This is a genomic window from Proteus sp. NMG38-2 (assembly GCF_020640995.1).
Classification (GTDB): Bacteria; Pseudomonadota; Gammaproteobacteria; order Enterobacterales; family Enterobacteriaceae; genus Proteus.
The window spans coordinates 849,882-866,001 of sequence record NZ_CP085481.1; the positions used below are offsets into that span (position 1 = coordinate 849,882).

General features: G+C 37.4%; 17 protein-coding genes. 4 read left to right on the plus strand and 13 right to left on the minus strand.

What is annotated here, in order from left to right; genetic code table 11:
* Entirely contained in the window at positions 1 to 183 is a 183-nt protein-coding gene (locus tag LG402_RS03960) for a DUF2526 family protein (protein ID WP_109407946.1), read from the plus strand.
* Positions 184 to 283: 100 nt separating this feature from the next.
* On the opposite strand, the gene htpX is transcribed toward LG402_RS03960, so the two are convergent.
* The 5 genes from htpX to LG402_RS03985 all read right to left on the minus strand — a co-directional run bounded on the left by htpX (position 284) and on the right by LG402_RS03985 (position 5,889).
* Positions 284 to 1,249 (minus strand): zinc metalloprotease HtpX, encoded by a 966-nt coding sequence (gene htpX, locus LG402_RS03965; protein ID WP_109407945.1) that lies wholly within the window; start codon positions 1,247 to 1,249, stop codon positions 284 to 286.
* Positions 1,250 to 1,327: 78 nt separating this feature from the next.
* Complete coding sequence (locus LG402_RS03970) at positions 1,328 to 1,888, minus strand: LemA family protein (protein WP_072070983.1); 561 nt, start codon at positions 1,886 to 1,888, stop codon at positions 1,328 to 1,330.
* 289 nt (positions 1,889 to 2,177) lie between these two features.
* Positions 2,178 to 2,996, minus strand: a complete 819-nt coding sequence (locus LG402_RS03975; RefSeq protein WP_227336457.1) for a dimethyl sulfoxide reductase anchor subunit family protein — start codon at positions 2,994 to 2,996, stop codon at positions 2,178 to 2,180.
* Between the two features lie 2 nt (positions 2,997 to 2,998).
* Positions 2,999 to 3,550 carry a 4Fe-4S dicluster domain-containing protein gene (locus tag LG402_RS03980; protein ID WP_166539519.1) on the minus strand — a complete coding sequence of 184 codons (552 nt, stop codon included), beginning with the start codon at positions 3,548 to 3,550 and terminating at the stop codon, positions 2,999 to 3,001.
* A gap of 2 nt (positions 3,551 to 3,552) precedes the next feature.
* On the minus strand, positions 3,553 to 5,889 hold the full coding sequence (locus tag LG402_RS03985) for a molybdopterin-dependent oxidoreductase (protein WP_227336458.1): 2,337 nt from the start codon (positions 5,887 to 5,889) through the stop codon (positions 3,553 to 3,555).
* Between the two features lie 231 nt (positions 5,890 to 6,120).
* Between LG402_RS03985 and LG402_RS03990 the strand changes: the two genes are divergently transcribed.
* Positions 6,121 to 6,810: an IclR family transcriptional regulator gene (locus tag LG402_RS03990; RefSeq protein WP_166539521.1), complete on the plus strand. Its 690-nt coding sequence runs from the start codon at positions 6,121 to 6,123 to the stop codon at positions 6,808 to 6,810.
* Positions 6,811 to 6,876: 66 nt separating this feature from the next.
* Here the strand turns inward: LG402_RS03990 and efeB are convergent, their stop codons facing one another.
* The 6 genes from efeB to LG402_RS04020 all read right to left on the minus strand — a co-directional run bounded on the left by efeB (position 6,877) and on the right by LG402_RS04020 (position 11,447).
* Positions 6,877 to 8,142 (minus strand): iron uptake transporter deferrochelatase/peroxidase subunit, encoded by a 1,266-nt coding sequence (efeB, locus tag LG402_RS03995; protein WP_227336459.1) that lies wholly within the window; start codon positions 8,140 to 8,142, stop codon positions 6,877 to 6,879.
* A complete protein-coding gene (locus LG402_RS04000; protein ID WP_166539523.1) occupies positions 8,132 to 9,055 on the minus strand; it encodes an EfeM/EfeO family lipoprotein in 924 nt (307 codons plus the stop codon). The genes efeB and LG402_RS04000 overlap by 11 nt, the downstream gene beginning before the upstream one ends.
* Entirely contained in the window at positions 9,045 to 9,881 is an 837-nt protein-coding gene (locus LG402_RS04005) for an FTR1 family iron permease (protein ID WP_227336460.1), read from the minus strand. Before LG402_RS04005 ends, LG402_RS04000 begins: the two co-directional genes overlap by 11 nt.
* 2 nt (positions 9,882 to 9,883) lie before the next feature.
* Positions 9,884 to 10,231: a cupredoxin domain-containing protein gene (locus LG402_RS04010; RefSeq protein ID WP_109407937.1), complete on the minus strand. Its 348-nt coding sequence runs from the start codon at positions 10,229 to 10,231 to the stop codon at positions 9,884 to 9,886.
* Between the two features lie 69 nt (positions 10,232 to 10,300).
* A complete protein-coding gene (locus tag LG402_RS04015; RefSeq protein ID WP_109407936.1) occupies positions 10,301 to 10,858 on the minus strand; it encodes an iron transporter in 558 nt (185 codons plus the stop codon).
* 301 nt (positions 10,859 to 11,159) lie between these two features.
* A complete protein-coding gene (locus LG402_RS04020; protein ID WP_036932801.1) occupies positions 11,160 to 11,447 on the minus strand; it encodes a helix-turn-helix domain-containing protein in 288 nt (95 codons plus the stop codon).
* A gap of 598 nt (positions 11,448 to 12,045) precedes the next feature.
* Between LG402_RS04020 and gss the strand changes: the two genes are divergently transcribed.
* Positions 12,046 to 13,923, plus strand: coding sequence for a bifunctional glutathionylspermidine amidase/synthase (gss, locus tag LG402_RS04025; protein ID WP_166539525.1), 1,878 nt, complete (start codon positions 12,046 to 12,048; stop codon positions 13,921 to 13,923).
* Between the two features lie 86 nt (positions 13,924 to 14,009).
* Positions 14,010 to 14,363, plus strand: coding sequence for a hypothetical protein (locus LG402_RS04030; RefSeq protein WP_166539526.1), 354 nt, complete (start codon positions 14,010 to 14,012; stop codon positions 14,361 to 14,363).
* 75 nt (positions 14,364 to 14,438) lie between these two features.
* Here LG402_RS04030 and LG402_RS04035 read toward each other — a convergent pair whose 3' ends face one another.
* Positions 14,439 to 15,095, minus strand: a complete 657-nt coding sequence (locus LG402_RS04035) for a hypothetical protein (protein WP_227336461.1) — start codon at positions 15,093 to 15,095, stop codon at positions 14,439 to 14,441.
* 18 nt (positions 15,096 to 15,113) lie between these two features.
* Positions 15,114 to 16,058, minus strand: a complete 945-nt coding sequence (gene dsdC / locus LG402_RS04040; protein WP_109407933.1) for a DNA-binding transcriptional regulator DsdC — start codon at positions 16,056 to 16,058, stop codon at positions 15,114 to 15,116.
* Positions 16,059 to 16,120: the final 62 nt, after the last annotated feature.

Below are 16,120 nucleotides of genomic sequence, written 5' to 3' on the forward strand. Positions count from 1 at the left end.
ATGTCTCATTATGATGAGGTGGTTAAACAGGTTGATGATGCTATTGCGACAACCAGTATTGAAACCATGAATGAACTTTTAGTGGAATTAGGTAAAGATAAAACGATTGAATTTCCACTACGTTATGAGCAACAAGAGCGTTTACGCACAGCTATTTTCCATCACGGTGAAAAACATCGTTAATTGGATTGTTGTTAAGAAATAAGCATTAAAAAAGCGTTTTAACCGTTTTAATAAACCGGTATAAACGCTTTTTTCTTTTTACTGCATTGTATCATACAGATCAAAAAGTCTTTTTACCTTCAAGTACTGCAATTCTATTTTCAATGGATGGATGTGTTGAGAAAAATGAGTCTCCTTTATTGAAAATAAAGGCTGCTTTACGATAAGCACGTCCCGTTGAACCATCTTCAAAATTTTCAGTATCATGCTGTGCTGAAATTTTCTTTAATGCATTAATCATTGCTTGATTATCTTGAGTTAAATCAACCGCCGCCGCATCCGCCATATATTCACGAGTGCGGGATAAATAGAAATAGAGCACTTGCGTAATAATCGGTAAAACAAGGTTTAACACAATTAAAATTAATCGCGCTTTGCTAGCAGCATCATTACTTTTACCGCCTCGATTACCAGAGGCAATATACAAGCGACTACCAAAGATATTTGTTACTGTCAGAATAACGTTGGCTAAGATGCCAACATATAACGTCAGTCGTGAATCACCATGAATAATATGACCTGTTTCATGGGCTAATACTGCTTGCACTTCTTGGCGATTAAGGCGATTTAATAAGCCAGTGGTTACACCAATAAAGGCATTTTTCTCAGACCAGCCGGCTGCAAAGGCATTAGCTTCAGGTGTATCAAGAATATAGAGCTTAGGAATATAGCCCAGCGTGGCACTTAAACTCAGTTCTTCCACAATATTGAGCAGTTGGCGTTCTTGTGCATTTAATGTTTCATCTGGGCTAATTAATTTGGCATTCATTCCTGTCAGCATGATTTTGTGCCCTTTAAAATGAATAAAAAGAAGCAATAAAATCGAGATGGCTAAAATAATGAGTGACGCAATGGGGATAGATTGGAAAGTCAGAAATGCCAACATATTATCAGTGAGATCTAAATAGGGATTTGCGCCAATAGCGGTATCCACCAGCAAACCAATCAGCAGCATTAAAAGTAAATAAGTTGCTATAACAAAACGCGTTCGAATAGCATTTTTTCGTAGAACATTTCTGAAATCCATTAGTGACTCCAAACAGCACCGTTAAGTGCTGTTTTTATCAATCAAGAAGGAATAAGTATCTTTTTATTACTCTAAAGATTAATCGAAATTAATGCGGCGAGCTTCTTCTGTTTTAATGGTTCCTTCATCAAGACGCCAGTATTCTTTATCAATCACTAAGCTTGGGAAAATCTTGACAATAAACACCGCAGGAATAGAAGCAATAAAAGCGCGATATTGTTCTAAAGTACGGTTATAACCGCGTTTTGCAAAAGAGAGTTTATTTTCTGTTGAAACAATCTCTTCTTGTAAATTTGCCATAATGGTGTCGGATTTTAATTCAGGGTAATTTTCAACCGCAACATTAATTGCACCACTTGAAACAATTTTTGATAATTCGTCTTCAGCTGCTTTGGCTTCTTTGCCATTGGCACTTTGAGTCTGTGTTCTTAATTCAGTAATTTTAGTAAATACGTCAGATTCATGGCTGAGATATTTTTTTACTGTGGCTAATAAGCTATCAAAGACTTTACCACGACGATCTAATTGTACTGAAATTTCGGTTTCACTTGAGATAACAGCTTCACGCATAGAAATAATACGGTTGTAATAATAAAAAATAAGGCCCAATAACGCGATGGTAATAATTAATCCAGTCATGGTGAAGTGCTCTCTTTTCTAATTGTAAACAGGAAATTGTGTTAAATCTTTAATGTTAATTTTGCCTATTATTGATAAATATAGCTAGATGATTATTTCATCAAAAACAAAAAGAACATGAATAAAGTAAAATTAATGATATTGGTTGAGATAAAAAAATACCCCGAATAAATTCGGGGCAAAATTAAAGGTAATGCTAGGGTAAATAAAAATATCAAGTGAAACATAGGGGATGAATCTGAGTTAAATAATTGTGTTAACGAGACTATTTAACTCAGAAGTAAAACATTTAGAACCAAGGTGCTTGCGCCATTACATTGCCGTAAAACAGCATTCTTCCTGTGATTTCACCACTAAATAACATCAAAATAGCGATGAGAGAGAGTGAAGTTTTGGTAAATGACGTGCTGTGAGACAACGTAATAATGCAGATACCCATAATCAGACTAGCAATCACTTGCCACCATAATAATAGGCTTGCAACATCAGCACCGAGCACTTGTGTTCTCATAACCAAGCCGACGAGAACTAATAATGCACCGATTAACGTTCCTATTTTTAATGAATTACTAATGGTTTTACCTTGTAAGCGTAACCAAGGGATCATCGAGCCAAAACCAAGCAATAACGCTGTGCCAATAAAACTAATTTGTGTTGCTGGTGTATGCCAAAGAGGATGAGCCTGCATTTGGTAATAGATTTGTGCTGTAATCAAAATAACAGGTAAACCAATAACGCCACAAAACAACCCAAACAGACTATTACGGCGAATAGCATGAGGTTGTAGCCAACTGGCTAGCGCCCATAATGAAATTAAGCCATTTAGCATCACAAAGGCAATCGCTTCGCGACTTAACCAAGAATGCGCAATACCTAATACAGAACGATAAGCACCTAGCGGATCACCTAAGTGCCCCATCGACATTGATGAACCTACAACTTCAATCAGCCAAATTAGTGCAATGGTTGTTCGTAATGCTTTGGTGCTTAACATCGCACCGTTTTGGGTTTGGTTTTTCCATTGATATAGTGAAAGTGCCAAAACAGCACCTATCCCCCATTGACTCATAACCGTAAACAGGACTAACGGCAGTTGATAATCATGCATGATTAATCCTCCATACCAATAATGACAATATTAGGATTACTAATGGTGTGATCTGGTACACCATAGCGTTTTTCTAATAAAGCCCAATTTGTCGTGTGTTTTTTACGCAGATCTTCAATTTCACCAAACTCAATAGCGCCAGTAGGGCAAGATTCAACACAACGGGGTTTCAAGCCTTCATCCAGTCTATCCGCACACATATTGCATTTACTGGTTTTACCTTCAACCGGATCATAAACAGGCGCATTGTAAGGACATGCCATAATACACATCTGGCAACCAATACATTTGTCATGATCTTGCACAACAATGCCGTCTTCACGTTTAGTATAAGTGTCAGCAGGGCAAACTTTTAGACACTGTGGATCGTCACAATGGTTACAAGACATGGTAATGAAAGCTTGTGCATTGGGTTGGTCTTCGTTGAATTCACGAACTCGGCGCCACAATACACCTGGAGGTGTGGCGTTTTCAGACTTACAGGCCATCGAGCAAGTTCGGCAACCATAACAATCTTTGGTATTTATTAGAAAACCATACTGTTTCTTCGCCATGATCATGCCTCCCGTCTTACGTTAACTAAGGTGCTATTACAGCAATGACCATTACCTAAAGGTTCAACGTGATCATTGGTGACATGGCTACTGCTTCCGCCTTGTTGTTCCCACCATCCATTATCTAATGAAACAACTCCTTGCTTAATATGCGTGGTCACAACGGCAATCGCACGGTGCTCTCCTCGATCATTAAATGCAATAGCCCATTCACCGTCTTTGATTCCTCTGGCTAAGGCATCATTAGGATGGATAAGAATATTAGGTTGATTACGCTGTACTTCTAAGATCCACTCATTCATACCATGGCTAGAGTGAACACTACGAGCGAGTTTGCGTTGCACTGCCATTAGTGGGTATTTTTTAGCAAGTTCAGGTGAGCCTTTTGTCGATTCTTTTACGGGATAATAGGTGACAACAGGAGAGAAGTTTTTATCCTGCCACTCTTCAATAAAAAAGTGTGCTTTTTTCGTTGAAGTACGGAAAATGCCATCTTTAAAGGGGATCCAGTCGCCTTCAACTGGACGCACTGGGCCTTTTTCTAACATTTCACGCGTAATGCCGGAGCCTTTAAGACAAGCATCAATATAGTGTTCAATAGGTTGGTTAAACACGTCACCAAAGCCAAAACGTTCAGCGAGACGAGCAAAGATCCAATAATCAGGTTTTGCTTCTCCTGGTGGCTCAACCGCTTTTTCCATTAATTGTACATATTGACTACGAACACCTGCCATTAAACTGGTATCTTCAAAAATAGTGGTAACAGGGAGTACAAGATCGGCATAAAGAGCAGTGGATGACATCAAGTTATCAGCGACAACCACAAAAGGTACTTTTTTCAGTGCATTACGCACCATATTAGTATTAGGAAGTTGCGTCATCACACCCATGGTCATGATCCACCAGAAATTAATTGGGTGTGGCCTTTCATTGACAATCCAATCACCTACTTTTGCAACAGGGATAGGTTTGATGGGTTTTGCATTAGGTGCTGGTGGAATAATTGGACTAAATTTCGCCATTTGTCGAGCACCACCAGCATCACAAATTCCAGCGCCTTTTTTACCGATATTGCCAGTTAATAATGCAAGATAAAATTGGCTAGCAGCAACATAAGCACCAAATTCAGTGCGTTGAGCGCCGGACATATTTTGCACAATCATAGCAGGTTTGGTGGTGGCATAATCACGCGCTAAACGAATAATAGTTTCTTTCGGGATATCCGTTTCTTGGCTGGTTTTTTCGACAGTCCAAGGTTGTGCTTGTTGATAAATTTGCTCAAAGACAGTCACATAATCAGCATTAGCAGGTAGTTCATCATGAGTTAACGCAGGAACAATATTCGGAGTCTCATGGTGAACCAGTTGCTGGCTTAAAGTATCAAAAACTAGATAACTATCTTTATCATCATCAGATTGGCGTAATAGTTTTTGTTGTGAGTTAACAAGGTAAACGGCACCTGTATGCGCACGCAAAAAAGGCTTATCAGTGAGATTTTCTTCAATGATAATTTTGATCATACCTAACGCAAGTGCCGTATCAGTACCGGGAACGATAGGGATCCACTCATCGGCTTTAGCTGCAGTTTCATTGAAGCGAGGATCAATAACCACCATTCTGGCGCCATTTCGGCGAGCTTGGTTGTAGTTTTTAAAATACGCTTGCATAGTAACTGCGGGGTTATTTCCCCAACAAAGAATATAGCGACTATTCTTTACTGTATCTCGAGTATCGGCATAGCGTAGACCCACCATTGGGATCATTGCCGCGGTTACCGCTGAGCAACAAAGAGAGCCAGCTTGTTTTGTTGAACCGCCTAAGTAATCGAAAAAGGCTTTACCCATATCATTTTTAATTGAGTCCATATTGCCTGCATGAGTGGAGATAAATAATCCCTCATTACCAAACTTATCAATGGTTTCTCTAATATTCTTTTCAATGAGATCGAGCGCTTCATTCCAACTAATAGGTTTGAACTCCGCTTTTCCTTTTTCACCCACACGCAATAAAGGTGTGGTTAAACGATCTTTATGGTATACCCACTTAGTTCGACTCATACCTCGTAAACAGCATTTCACATTAAAGCCTTCAGTGGCTTCAACTTTGATAAGTTGCCCCTTATGTGTAAAAGCTGTTAGGTTACAGTGCAAACATTCCATCGCACAGGTTGAACGAAAGGTTTTATATTCGGATAATTTTATCCGTGGTTTCTGGTTAAATATGGGTTTATTTTCATTAACTAGACTGAACGCGTTAGGAGAAAGAGCTGCCACGCCAATGGCACCCATTCCTTTTAACAACGTTCTTCTATTTAATTCCCATTTTTGATTTTTAGACATAGACATTCTCACGCACAAGAAAAGTTAACTATATATAAACTCAATTCATATATGGTTAACCTTGAGGTAGATCATCTAAAAATAGACAAAGAAAATAATCGACAGAAAATGGCTAAAAAGTCACATTTAAAATAAGGTTTTAGTGAAATAAACTAGTAAAAATGACAAAAAAAGAATAATGGGATATCGTCATAAAATAAAGTAAATAACGAATAGGTGTAGGAAAAATAAATGCAGAATTCTCAAGGAGTTAACTCGGTTGATATCGCTATTACCATTCTCGAATTTATTGCATCGAATGGAGGTATCGCCCGATCGTCAGATATTGCAAAAGCCTGTTCGCTTTCAAAAAGTCGCTTACATAAGTATTTAGTTTCACTTTGTCGCTCTGAAATGTTGTACCAAGAGAGTGGCGGAAGTCAGTATTGCTTGGGGAGTAAAATTCTCTTTTTAGCGCAGGCGACACCAAAGCCACAATCCTTTGTAGATGAAATTAATCAATTATTATGTGAGTTTAGAGATGAACATAATATGTCCACAGGATTGGTGATTGCACAAGGTAACCAGCTTTTTCTAACACGGTATAATCGTAGTTTTAAACATGTGGATATTGATTTTTTACCTGATACACCAGTGCCTTATAAAATTAGTGCGGCTGGCTCTATTTTTGCTGTTTTTAGTGATTTAGAGATAGATGCAGGTTTATCAGAAAAACAGAAGAATACTATTCGCCAACAAGGTTTTGCTATTCGCCATGAACCAGCTGAAGGTATTCCTGGTGCACAATCCATTTCATGCCCAGTGTTTAGTAAAAAAGGAAATATGGTCGCTGCGGTATTAACAATGGGTTTTATTGAGCCTGAGAGGCAAATAGAACTTGGTAATGCATTAAAAGCAAAAATGACATCTTTTTCACATTAGTTAAATAAAATCATGCTATTAGGCACTTTGCTTTGCCTGCCAAAGTGCCTAATATGCAGAGAAGAATTAATCAAATAGCCCTTTTGCAAGGGTATCACCTTGGTGTGAAATTCCGGGTAATACAAAGTAGTATCCACCGCCAAAAGGCTTGATATAGCGCTCTAAGGGTTCACCGTCTAAGCGTTTTTGGGTATCAATAAAGCCTTTTTTAAGGTTATTTTGAAACGAGATAAAAATCAGTCCCATATCTAGTTGACCAGAAGGTGTTAAACCTAATGAATAGCTGTAACTGCGTCGGCGTAGTTTTGCACTGTAACGCTCTGGATTTCTTGGTTCAGCTCTTCGCATATGAGAATCAAACAGCACTCGGTCGCCATGAGGATCTTTTTCAAACTGTGGATCGTCCATCTCTTGCTTCATACCTATTGGGGCACCTGTTGATCGATGACGACCAAAGTTATTCTCTTGATCTTCAAGAGGTGTTCTATCCCAAAATTCCAATGCAAACCGAATTAGACGCACTGCTTGATAGCTTCCACCTAAACACCATTGTGGCTCTTTTTGTTCTTGCGTGATCCAGACTAGCGAGTCCATCAGGCTATTATCAGATGAAGGCGCGTTGCCTGAACCATCTTTAAAGCCAAAAAGGTTAATCGGTGTTTGGTGATTATCAATATCGCGAGCAGGAAGAAAACCATCAATTTTCCACACAGCATAAACTTGACCAGAAAGATATTTTAAAATATCTCTTAACGCATAAATGATGCTTTCTTGGCTATTAGCACAAAACTGGAGTAGAACATCGCCACCACACCATTTTGGATCTAATCGGTCATTAGGAAAGGGCTTCATAGGTTCTAAGCGTTTGGGTTTTTTAGGTTGGAAACCAAAACGATTATCAAAAAAGCTATCACCTAATGCGACAGTGACGGTTAATTCATCTGGGTGTAATTGAGTGCCCAGAATACCAGATTCAGCAGGAGGAAGATGTGGGTTTGCTCTCTGCTCTAGTTCACGAGGTTGTGTTAAAAACGCAATTCGTTGTGTCAGAGTTGCGAATATTTTTTTCACTTCATCAACAGTAGTGACAGTTAGATTAAGAGCAATAAATGAGGCGTGTTTTTGTTCTGGAGTAATAACACCTGCTTGGTGTTTGCCTAAATAAGCAATTGCACGTTGATAACGAGGCACAGATGAAGCACTTTGTTTTGGTTGTGCATTAGCCCCTATACTGGCGAGTAATAAGCTCCCACCTAACCATTTTAACGTTGTACGTTTATCAAGGTTAACAGGGCTTTTTAATAACGGTTTAAAGAGAGTTTTATTTTTCATCACGTGCTTCTTTATAGTGATAGTAAACATCAATATCGAGCGTGCTACGTAAATTCGCCACTTGCTCTGCTAATTGTGTTACTTGAGAGAAAAGCCAGCTTTTTTCTGTTTCAGGAAGCGCATTTAAAGGTTGGAATAAACCTTCATCACGCTGATATTTTAAAAGCAGAGCACCAATATCATTATATTGCTTGATCAGAGATTGATATTCAGTAGGGGGAATATGCTCGGATAAGATCTCCACAATTAAGCGTGATCCAGATAAATTTGCATAACTATCACCTAGATCGCTATTTGAATATCGGTTTTCAATCCCTGCTAATTTGTCCGTTAAAATAAACTCCAAGCTATCACCCGCCGATTGGACTAATTTAGGAATGGGGATATCTTCAATAGCTAAACGTTTTTTTAGATCACTAATGCCTCTTAATAGCACTTTTGCGGACTCTGTCGCTTTTTGCGTATCTTTTAATTTAAAGAGTTGATATTCAACTAAATGAAACCCTGAAAAACGAGGTGAGTTTTCTCTTTCAAGAAAGAAATCAGCTCGGTTATTTAATAAACGTTCGCTTGATCCAAAAAGTGCAATAATAGGGCGAATAACTTCATAGTGATAATGTGCTTGTTGATATGCATTTTGAGCATTAATAAGCTGATTTTTTTCGCTATTAATGATTAATTTATTGAGTGCTTTTTCAACTTGGGTTAATTGCTCAACGGCCTTTTCTCGGTACTTTAAAATATCCGTTTTAAATTTTTCAGGGGTAGGAATATCCCCTTTTGCAACGATGATATTCTCGCTATCCTGAATAATTCCTTGAATGATTTTTTCAGCATAAATAGGCAGAGAAAACAGCAAAATAAAGAAAAAAATAGCAATATTTTTACTTTTAAATTTTGTGTTATTTCGCATGCTGAGTACCTCGCTTAAATAACAGTGCAACAATCACCCAATAGATAATAAATGTCACCACACTTAAACCAATGGGTTGAGAGCGATAAGCGAAGAATGAGACTAAGAAATTACCAAAGACACTTGAGTCATCCAGAATATGGCTGATATCCCAAAGCGGATATATCAAGAAATCAGGGAATTCAAAATCTATTTCAATGAGTAGATTTGCAATTTCTTCTACGGCTTTTAAGAGCAAAGAAACGGCAAGGAATAGCAGTAAAAATCCCGTTACAGTAAAGAAATAACGCCATGAAATAACTTTTGACGTCAGTAAAAATAACCATAGAGTAAATGCTGCGACAAGTAAGCCAATAAAGACTTCGATAAAGAAAGGCAGTGCTGTTTGTGCATTGAGAGCCATAATATGGCTAGAGAGGAAGACAACGACTTCACTACCTTCTCTGGCAATTGCAATGGCAATAATTAGTAAAATACCCCATGCACTTTGTTGTTGTGTTTTTTGTGTGAGTTCATTTTCTATGTTGGTTTTTAATGACTTTCCTTGCCCATTCATCCAATAAACCATTTGAACAATAAGTATACAGGCGAGGATCTCCATTGCGATCATAAATAGAGATTGCCACATATCTTCGAGTGAACTAAATACACCATAAATGCTCAGAGCCAAGATAACAGCAAGAAATAGTCCAAATATAACGCCACTCCACAAGTATTTCATACCTTGTTTTGGCGCTGGAGAGCGCTTTATCCAAGCATAAATAATGCCAATTACCAGTAATGCTTCAAAACTTTCTCTCCAAACAACAAACAGAACTTGTCCCATATTTACTCTGCCTTTTCAGTTGCAACAATTTCACCTTGAGGGTGAGAAAGATGAAAATCATCAAAGAAGGTGTAACGACCCGGTTTTAGTGGTGCTATCACAACGACAGAATTAGCGCCAGGTGCTAATACTTTTTCTTTACGTAACTGTGTACTTTCAAATTCAACAGGGCTGGTGCCTGTATTACGGATTTTTATTCTAATGGGGGTTTTGGCAGGTACTTCGAGCACTTGAGGAATAAGTTCACCATCTTTCATTTCTAATTCAACGGTGTATTTCTCTGCAGCAAAAACAGAGCTTGTTATCATTAATAGCAGTAATAACGTATATTTATAGAGATGTTTCATCATCAGCGTTTCACTTAAAAAAGAGAAAAAGGATAAACCCAATTTTGTTGAGCTTATCCGTTATCAAGCTAATTAATAACTACCTTTACGACCTGTGCCGCTATAGGTGAAATCCCATGAAACTTCAAAGGGTTCAAACCAAGGCGCAACACCCGTTTCTTTGTCGATATGGCGACCAAATGTAATATCTTTATTGTATGAAGGTGGGTAAATCTTATAAGTGACATTATATTGACCATTACCATCGAGTTTCAGATTCTCACCATAGTGAGGGCCATCATTAGCCACCATTGCCATAAAAACGCCTTGTTGTTTTTTCGCTGGCGCATCTGATTTTGTCACGGTGTATTCAACAGTGAGGTAAGGGATCCAGTCACCTTCCGCGAAGCCATTAGGATTATCTTCTGTAGCATGGATATCGGCTTCTAAATGGATATCGGCTTTATCAGCTGCAAGATGGTTCATCGCATGATGACCTTCTTCGGTATCCATAGTGATAGGTTGAAGGTAAACCCCCTGAATTTCCATGCCATTTTTAATAATAGGATGGCCTACAGGGTACTCTAGAGCAAAAGCCGAGGTTGAGAGAAATGATAATGCAGTAAGAGAGAGTGCATAGCGATATTTCATGTTTAACCCTTATTTCAAATGATAATTGTTATTATTCTTAATTAGGTTAACACAATTTGTATTAGAAATAGGAGATAATCTATACGAAAAATATCGCTTAAGTTTACGAAAGAAACAGTGAAAAATGTATTAACATTTTCTTTTATAAAAGAAAAAAATTTGTTGGTTTAAAGAGAAAGGGTAAATAGAATTGATAATTCTAAGTGATAATGCCTATGAGGAACATCAAATTAAGAGTGATAAATGGAAACCTTATTTATCTTAATAAGAAGATAAACAGAAGATTTCCATACCAAGAATATTAAATTTGGCTTTGAGCACTCCAAAATTGTTTGGACTGTGTCAGCGCGATAGCAGAAACTTGCTCTTCATTAGGGGGTAAAAAAAACGCAGGTGTCACTTTTAGCTCTTGAGCAATATGAAAGAGCATATCAACATCAATTTTACATAGCCCATTCTCATATCGTGAAAATTGTTGTTGGCTAATACCCACTCGTTCAGCGACAACCTTTGCTGATAAGCGAAGTTGCTGGCGTTGTTTACGAATTTTATGCCCAATAATTTGAGAAATGGGATAAATCTTTGACATTAGTGACCTCATTCTTCCTATCAACCACCAATAATATTCAATAATTCGAATATCAAGTTTCTGAGATGGATCTTCAAAGTAAACAAGCACTCCGGCTTGAATGAGTAAAATCCATTCTATAGTGTTATCGGTTAATGGGATGAATTATTTATACCCGGCAGGCTATAAGATGATATTAATTTTTATTAAACTATTTTGATATCCTTCTTTTTTCTAGCAGGATAATCGAGAAAAATTTGATAAACAGTGCTATATATTGCCTAAACACCATTTTATCCATTATTTGCACTCGCATTTATGATTAATAAAGAGTAAATAATGAGGCTATAACAAAAATGATAAAGCCCTCTTTGACTGTGTTTATACTCGAAAATACCATTTATATTTTTTATGATGGGTTATTTTTGAGTTTTTTTTTATTTGAACCAAATTTTCCTTCTTAAATAGCACTAAAGCTACGTACCTCTTTTTACTTTATTGAAATTAATAAAATTACATTCACTTCCAATACTCTATGGCGTTAAGATTGTTATCTATAATACTTAGGTAGATTATGAGTATTACTGGTAATTATCTATTTATCGTCAAGGTCGAGATTATGAATGTAAAAGATATCATTCGTCATGAACCATTTGGAACATTGCTAGGTTATGCGCCTGGCGGTGTCGCGATTTACTCTTCAGATTACAGTAGTATCGATAAAGAAGACTATGCCGCTAATGATTCATTCCGTAGCTATATTGGCAATGAATATATGGGGCACAAGTGGCAGTGTGTTGAGTTTGCTCGTCGTTTCCTTTATCTGCATTACGGCGCTGTATTTACTGATGTAGGAATGGCTTATGAGATTTTCTCATTACGTTTTTTACGTAAAACCATTGATGACGATATATTACCTCTCCAAGCATTTGCTAATGGTGGTAAGCAGGCACCAGCGGTTGGTGCCTTACTGATTTGGCAAGAAGGTGGTGAGTTTAAAGTGACCGGTCATGTTGCTGTGATCACCGAAGTGCTTGAAGATAAAATCCGTATTGCAGAACAAAACGTTATCCATACTAGATTACCCGCAGGCCAGCAATGGACACGAGAATTACCGCTTCTCATCAGTGATAACGGCTACTTTGTTCAAGATACTTTTGATAACACAACGCTTTTAGGTTGGATGATCCAAACGGAACCTAATGCTTATAGTCTTCCTCAGCCTAAAATCACACCTAAACTGTTAAATATTCATGCTGAAAAACTTGAAAATAAAGGTCAATTCGATGGGAAATGGTTAGATGAAAACTCACCTCTAGAAAAAGCCTATGTTCTAGCGCAACACGGTCATATCATCAATCAAAACAGCTACGAATACTTCACCATTTCAGAAAGCGCCGAACAAGAACTTATTCGAGCAAGCAATGAGATGCATTTGATGTATTTGCATGCGACCGAAAAAGTATTAAAAGACGATAATTTATTACGTTTGTTCGATATCCCTGACGTGTTATGGCCTCGTATTCGTTTGTCATGGCAAAACAGGCGCCATCAAATGATCACGGGACGATTAGATTTTTGTATGGATGAACGTGGTGTCAAAGTATATGAATATAATGCGGACTCCGCCTCTTGCCACACAGAAGCAGGCTTAATTATTGAAAAATGGGCGCAACAAAGTGGAATTAAAGAAGGTTTTAATCCTGGTGAGCGCTTACTTGATGCATTAGCTGATGCTTGGAAACACAGTGATGCGAAACCTTTTGTGCATATTCTTCAAGATGATGATAGTGAAGAAGATTACCATGCACTCTTTATGCAACAATCACTGACCCAAGCCGGTTATGAGAGCAAAATTCTACGTGGGTTAGATGAACTTCATTGGAATAATCGTGGTCAATTAATTGATGCAGATAAGCGTGTTGTTGAATGTGTCTGGAAAACATGGGCTTGGGAAACGGCTTTAGATCAACTCAGAGAAGAGAGTGAACAACAAGCACTTATTCCTATACGTACAGGACATCCTGAAGGTGAAGTACGTTTAGTCGATGTACTTTTGCGTCCTGAAATTACGGTTTTTGAGCCTCTTTGGACACTTATTCCTAGTAATAAAGCAATTTTACCAGTTTTATGGCAACTGTTCCCTGATAATCCTTATTTACTAGATACGGATTTTAAAGTGACTCCTCATCTTGCACAAAGTGGTTATGCAGTTAAACCGATAGCAGGTCGTTGTGGCAGTAACATTGGTCTAGTTGATCATAAAGAAAATGTGTTAGATAAAACCCACGGTCAATTTGATCACCAAGAAAATATTTATCAGGAATTATGGTGTTTACCAAAAGTAGCAAATCGTTATATTCAAGTTTGCACATTTACAGTTGGTGGTCATTACGGCGGTTGTTGCTTACGTTCTGATCCTACGCTGGTAATTAAAAAAGAGAGTGATATAGAACCGTTGATCGTGATTGAAGATAAACACTTTTTAGTAAAATAAGACAACAATACCTTGGTATTAATAATAGCCCGCTTTATTGGCGGGTTTGTTTTAAATAGCAGTCGATGTTGAGGTGAATAATAAAAATGATGAAAACATTCTTAACCCTTGATGAGTTATTGGCATCACTTTCAACACTTGAGTCAAATGAATGGATATATACTGAGATTTCAATGTGGAATAGTCATCCAGAACAGGCCGTTTTTTATTATATTCCTTGGGATTACATCCAAGAATTACCGGATGATGAGATTTATCTTGATGACGAAAAAATGGAAATGCCAAAAGCTGTTGAAGATAAAAATTTACGTGGCTGGATGGTGATTTGTGATTTGGCATTATTTTATCAAACTCAACAAGTTGAACAAAAAACCTTACAGTGGATCATTGAAGAAATTAACTATTATCGTGAGTATGATGCTTTTCGGTGTTTGAGTTAGATGTTGCTTATTAGCAATAAAGATTAAATAATTAGCTATAATATATTGATAATTAATGATTTTATTTGTAATTTTTTAATAAAGAATGTTTTCGATGTTAGGCCAATCATCAGCATAATGATCTGTCATTAATAAAAAACACTCAGCAATAGCTCGATTGAGTGATGTGTGTTCAACCGTGTCATTTTCTACTGAAGTGACAGACCACACTTTGTTCTCTTTGTGATAAGTGCATGACATTTCGCAATCTTCTAATAAAGAGAGTGTATCATCAGCATTTTTGAGTAAATCAAATAGTGCGCCATCGGGATCTAAAGAGCTCCAAACTTTTTCGGTTTCTGTATCAAATTCGATTTCATAACCATAACGACGATAGATAGCCGTTAGGTTTATTTGAAAATCGGTGTAGTGACTATAACGATGAATAGGGGGCTGATAGGTATCTGGCTCTTGGGCTTGTCGATTATTTTTATAGTCTTGGATTTGTTTTTCTCGAGTTTGAGCTCGTTGATAGCCTTCGTTGCCAAATTCTAAAATACGTGCTTTGCGATAAACGTCACTAAAATCTAGTACTGCAGCACCGTAATAAAGCCCTTCATCTGTTTTCACATCCAATAAGTCAACTAAGATATAACGTTTATTCTCAGTGAGTTGTTCTTTATTTAAGATGGTTAAACCAGCATATTCTGCAATAGCGACTATCTGTTGTGTTGAAAATGTCATCTCTTTCATTGGGTTCTCCTTAAGAAATTACATGCTTTCCTTGATCTGTTTTTTCAACCACTGAATGAAAAGCTGTACTTTGGCATTATTCTTTTCATTTCGAGTGACAAGGTAATAACGCTGAGCACAAAAAAGTTCGCTATTATCAAAAGGGATAATTAATTCTTTATTGGCCAGCTGTTTCTGCACTAAACGCTTTCTTCCCATTGCGACACCCGAGTGATTAACGGCAGCAATCACAGCAAGATCAGAACGGTCAAAACAGATATTACTGCGATTAGGGAAAAGTGAAAGCCCCATATATTCGCTCCAAGCTCGCCATTCATCAAAATCAGAGTTGTTACTCCATGCTTGTCTATCATGTAGCAATGTGCAATTAGAGAGATGATGAATATTGTTTATAAGCTCATGTTTTTTGGCGTATTCAGGACTGCATACCGGAATAATCGATTCTGAAATTAAGTCTTCGCAATAAAGATTTTGTAGTTGTTTATCATCAAAATAGATTGCGAGATCAATACCATAGCCTCGAAAATTAATATCATCATTTCCTGTGAGCAGATTTAATTCAATGGATGGGTAACGTTCAGTAAAATCTGAAATACGAGGAACTAACCAACATTGAGCAATGGAAGGACGTGAATAAACGGTAAGCACACCAGATATTTCTTGGTTATGGATATCTAAAATTTCTTGGTTAATGTCTTCTAACGTTTTTTTAAGTGCCCAATAAATGCGTTCACCTTCTTCTGTTAGTTCAATTCGGCGATGAAAGCGGTCAAATAGCTTAATACCTAATTCTTCTTCTAGTGTATTAATACGATGGCTAATAGCACTGGGAGTTAATGACAGCTCCTCTGCTGCTAAAGCAAATGAAAGGTGACGACCGGTTGCTTCAAAAGTGTGAAGTCTGGCTAATTGATAACTGGATAATCGTTTATTTCTTAAAATCACGCTAGAAGATTCAAACATTCTTTTATTCTCATTTTATTGTTGATAGTAACGTTAGTTAACAATCAAGGTAATGTTAAGAT

Excerpts from the sequence above, each read along its gene's own strand:
- LG402_RS03960 (WP_109407946.1), top strand. The coding sequence starts at position 1 with ATGTCTCATTATGATGAGGTGGTTAAACAGGTTGATGATGCTATTGCG.
- htpX (WP_109407945.1), bottom strand. The coding sequence starts at position 1,249 with ATGGATTTCAGAAATGTTCTACGAAAAAATGCTATTCGAACGCGTTTT.
- LG402_RS03970 (WP_072070983.1), bottom strand. The coding sequence starts at position 1,888 with ATGACTGGATTAATTATTACCATCGCGTTATTGGGCCTTATTTTTTAT.
- LG402_RS03975 (WP_227336457.1), bottom strand. The coding sequence starts at position 2,996 with ATGCATGATTATCAACTGCCGTTAGTCCTGTTTACGGTTATGAGTCAA.
- LG402_RS03980 (WP_166539519.1), bottom strand. The coding sequence starts at position 3,550 with ATGGCGAAGAAACAGTATGGTTTTCTAATAAATACCAAAGATTGTTAT.
- LG402_RS03985 (WP_227336458.1), bottom strand. The coding sequence starts at position 5,889 with ATGTCTAAAAATCAAAAATGGGAATTAAATAGAAGAACGTTGTTAAAA.
- LG402_RS03990 (WP_166539521.1), top strand. The coding sequence starts at position 6,121 with ATGCAGAATTCTCAAGGAGTTAACTCGGTTGATATCGCTATTACCATT.
- efeB (WP_227336459.1), bottom strand. The coding sequence starts at position 8,142 with ATGAAAAATAAAACTCTCTTTAAACCGTTATTAAAAAGCCCTGTTAAC.
- LG402_RS04000 (WP_166539523.1), bottom strand. The coding sequence starts at position 9,055 with ATGCGAAATAACACAAAATTTAAAAGTAAAAATATTGCTATTTTTTTC.
- LG402_RS04005 (WP_227336460.1), bottom strand. The coding sequence starts at position 9,881 with ATGGGACAAGTTCTGTTTGTTGTTTGGAGAGAAAGTTTTGAAGCATTA.
- LG402_RS04010 (WP_109407937.1), bottom strand. The coding sequence starts at position 10,231 with ATGATGAAACATCTCTATAAATATACGTTATTACTGCTATTAATGATA.
- LG402_RS04015 (WP_109407936.1), bottom strand. The coding sequence starts at position 10,858 with ATGAAATATCGCTATGCACTCTCTCTTACTGCATTATCATTTCTCTCA.
- LG402_RS04020 (WP_036932801.1), bottom strand. The coding sequence starts at position 11,447 with ATGTCAAAGATTTATCCCATTTCTCAAATTATTGGGCATAAAATTCGT.
- gss (WP_166539525.1), top strand. The coding sequence starts at position 12,046 with ATGAATGTAAAAGATATCATTCGTCATGAACCATTTGGAACATTGCTA.
- LG402_RS04030 (WP_166539526.1), top strand. The coding sequence starts at position 14,010 with ATGATGAAAACATTCTTAACCCTTGATGAGTTATTGGCATCACTTTCA.
- LG402_RS04035 (WP_227336461.1), bottom strand. The coding sequence starts at position 15,095 with ATGAAAGAGATGACATTTTCAACACAACAGATAGTCGCTATTGCAGAA.
- dsdC (WP_109407933.1), bottom strand. The coding sequence starts at position 16,058 with ATGTTTGAATCTTCTAGCGTGATTTTAAGAAATAAACGATTATCCAGT.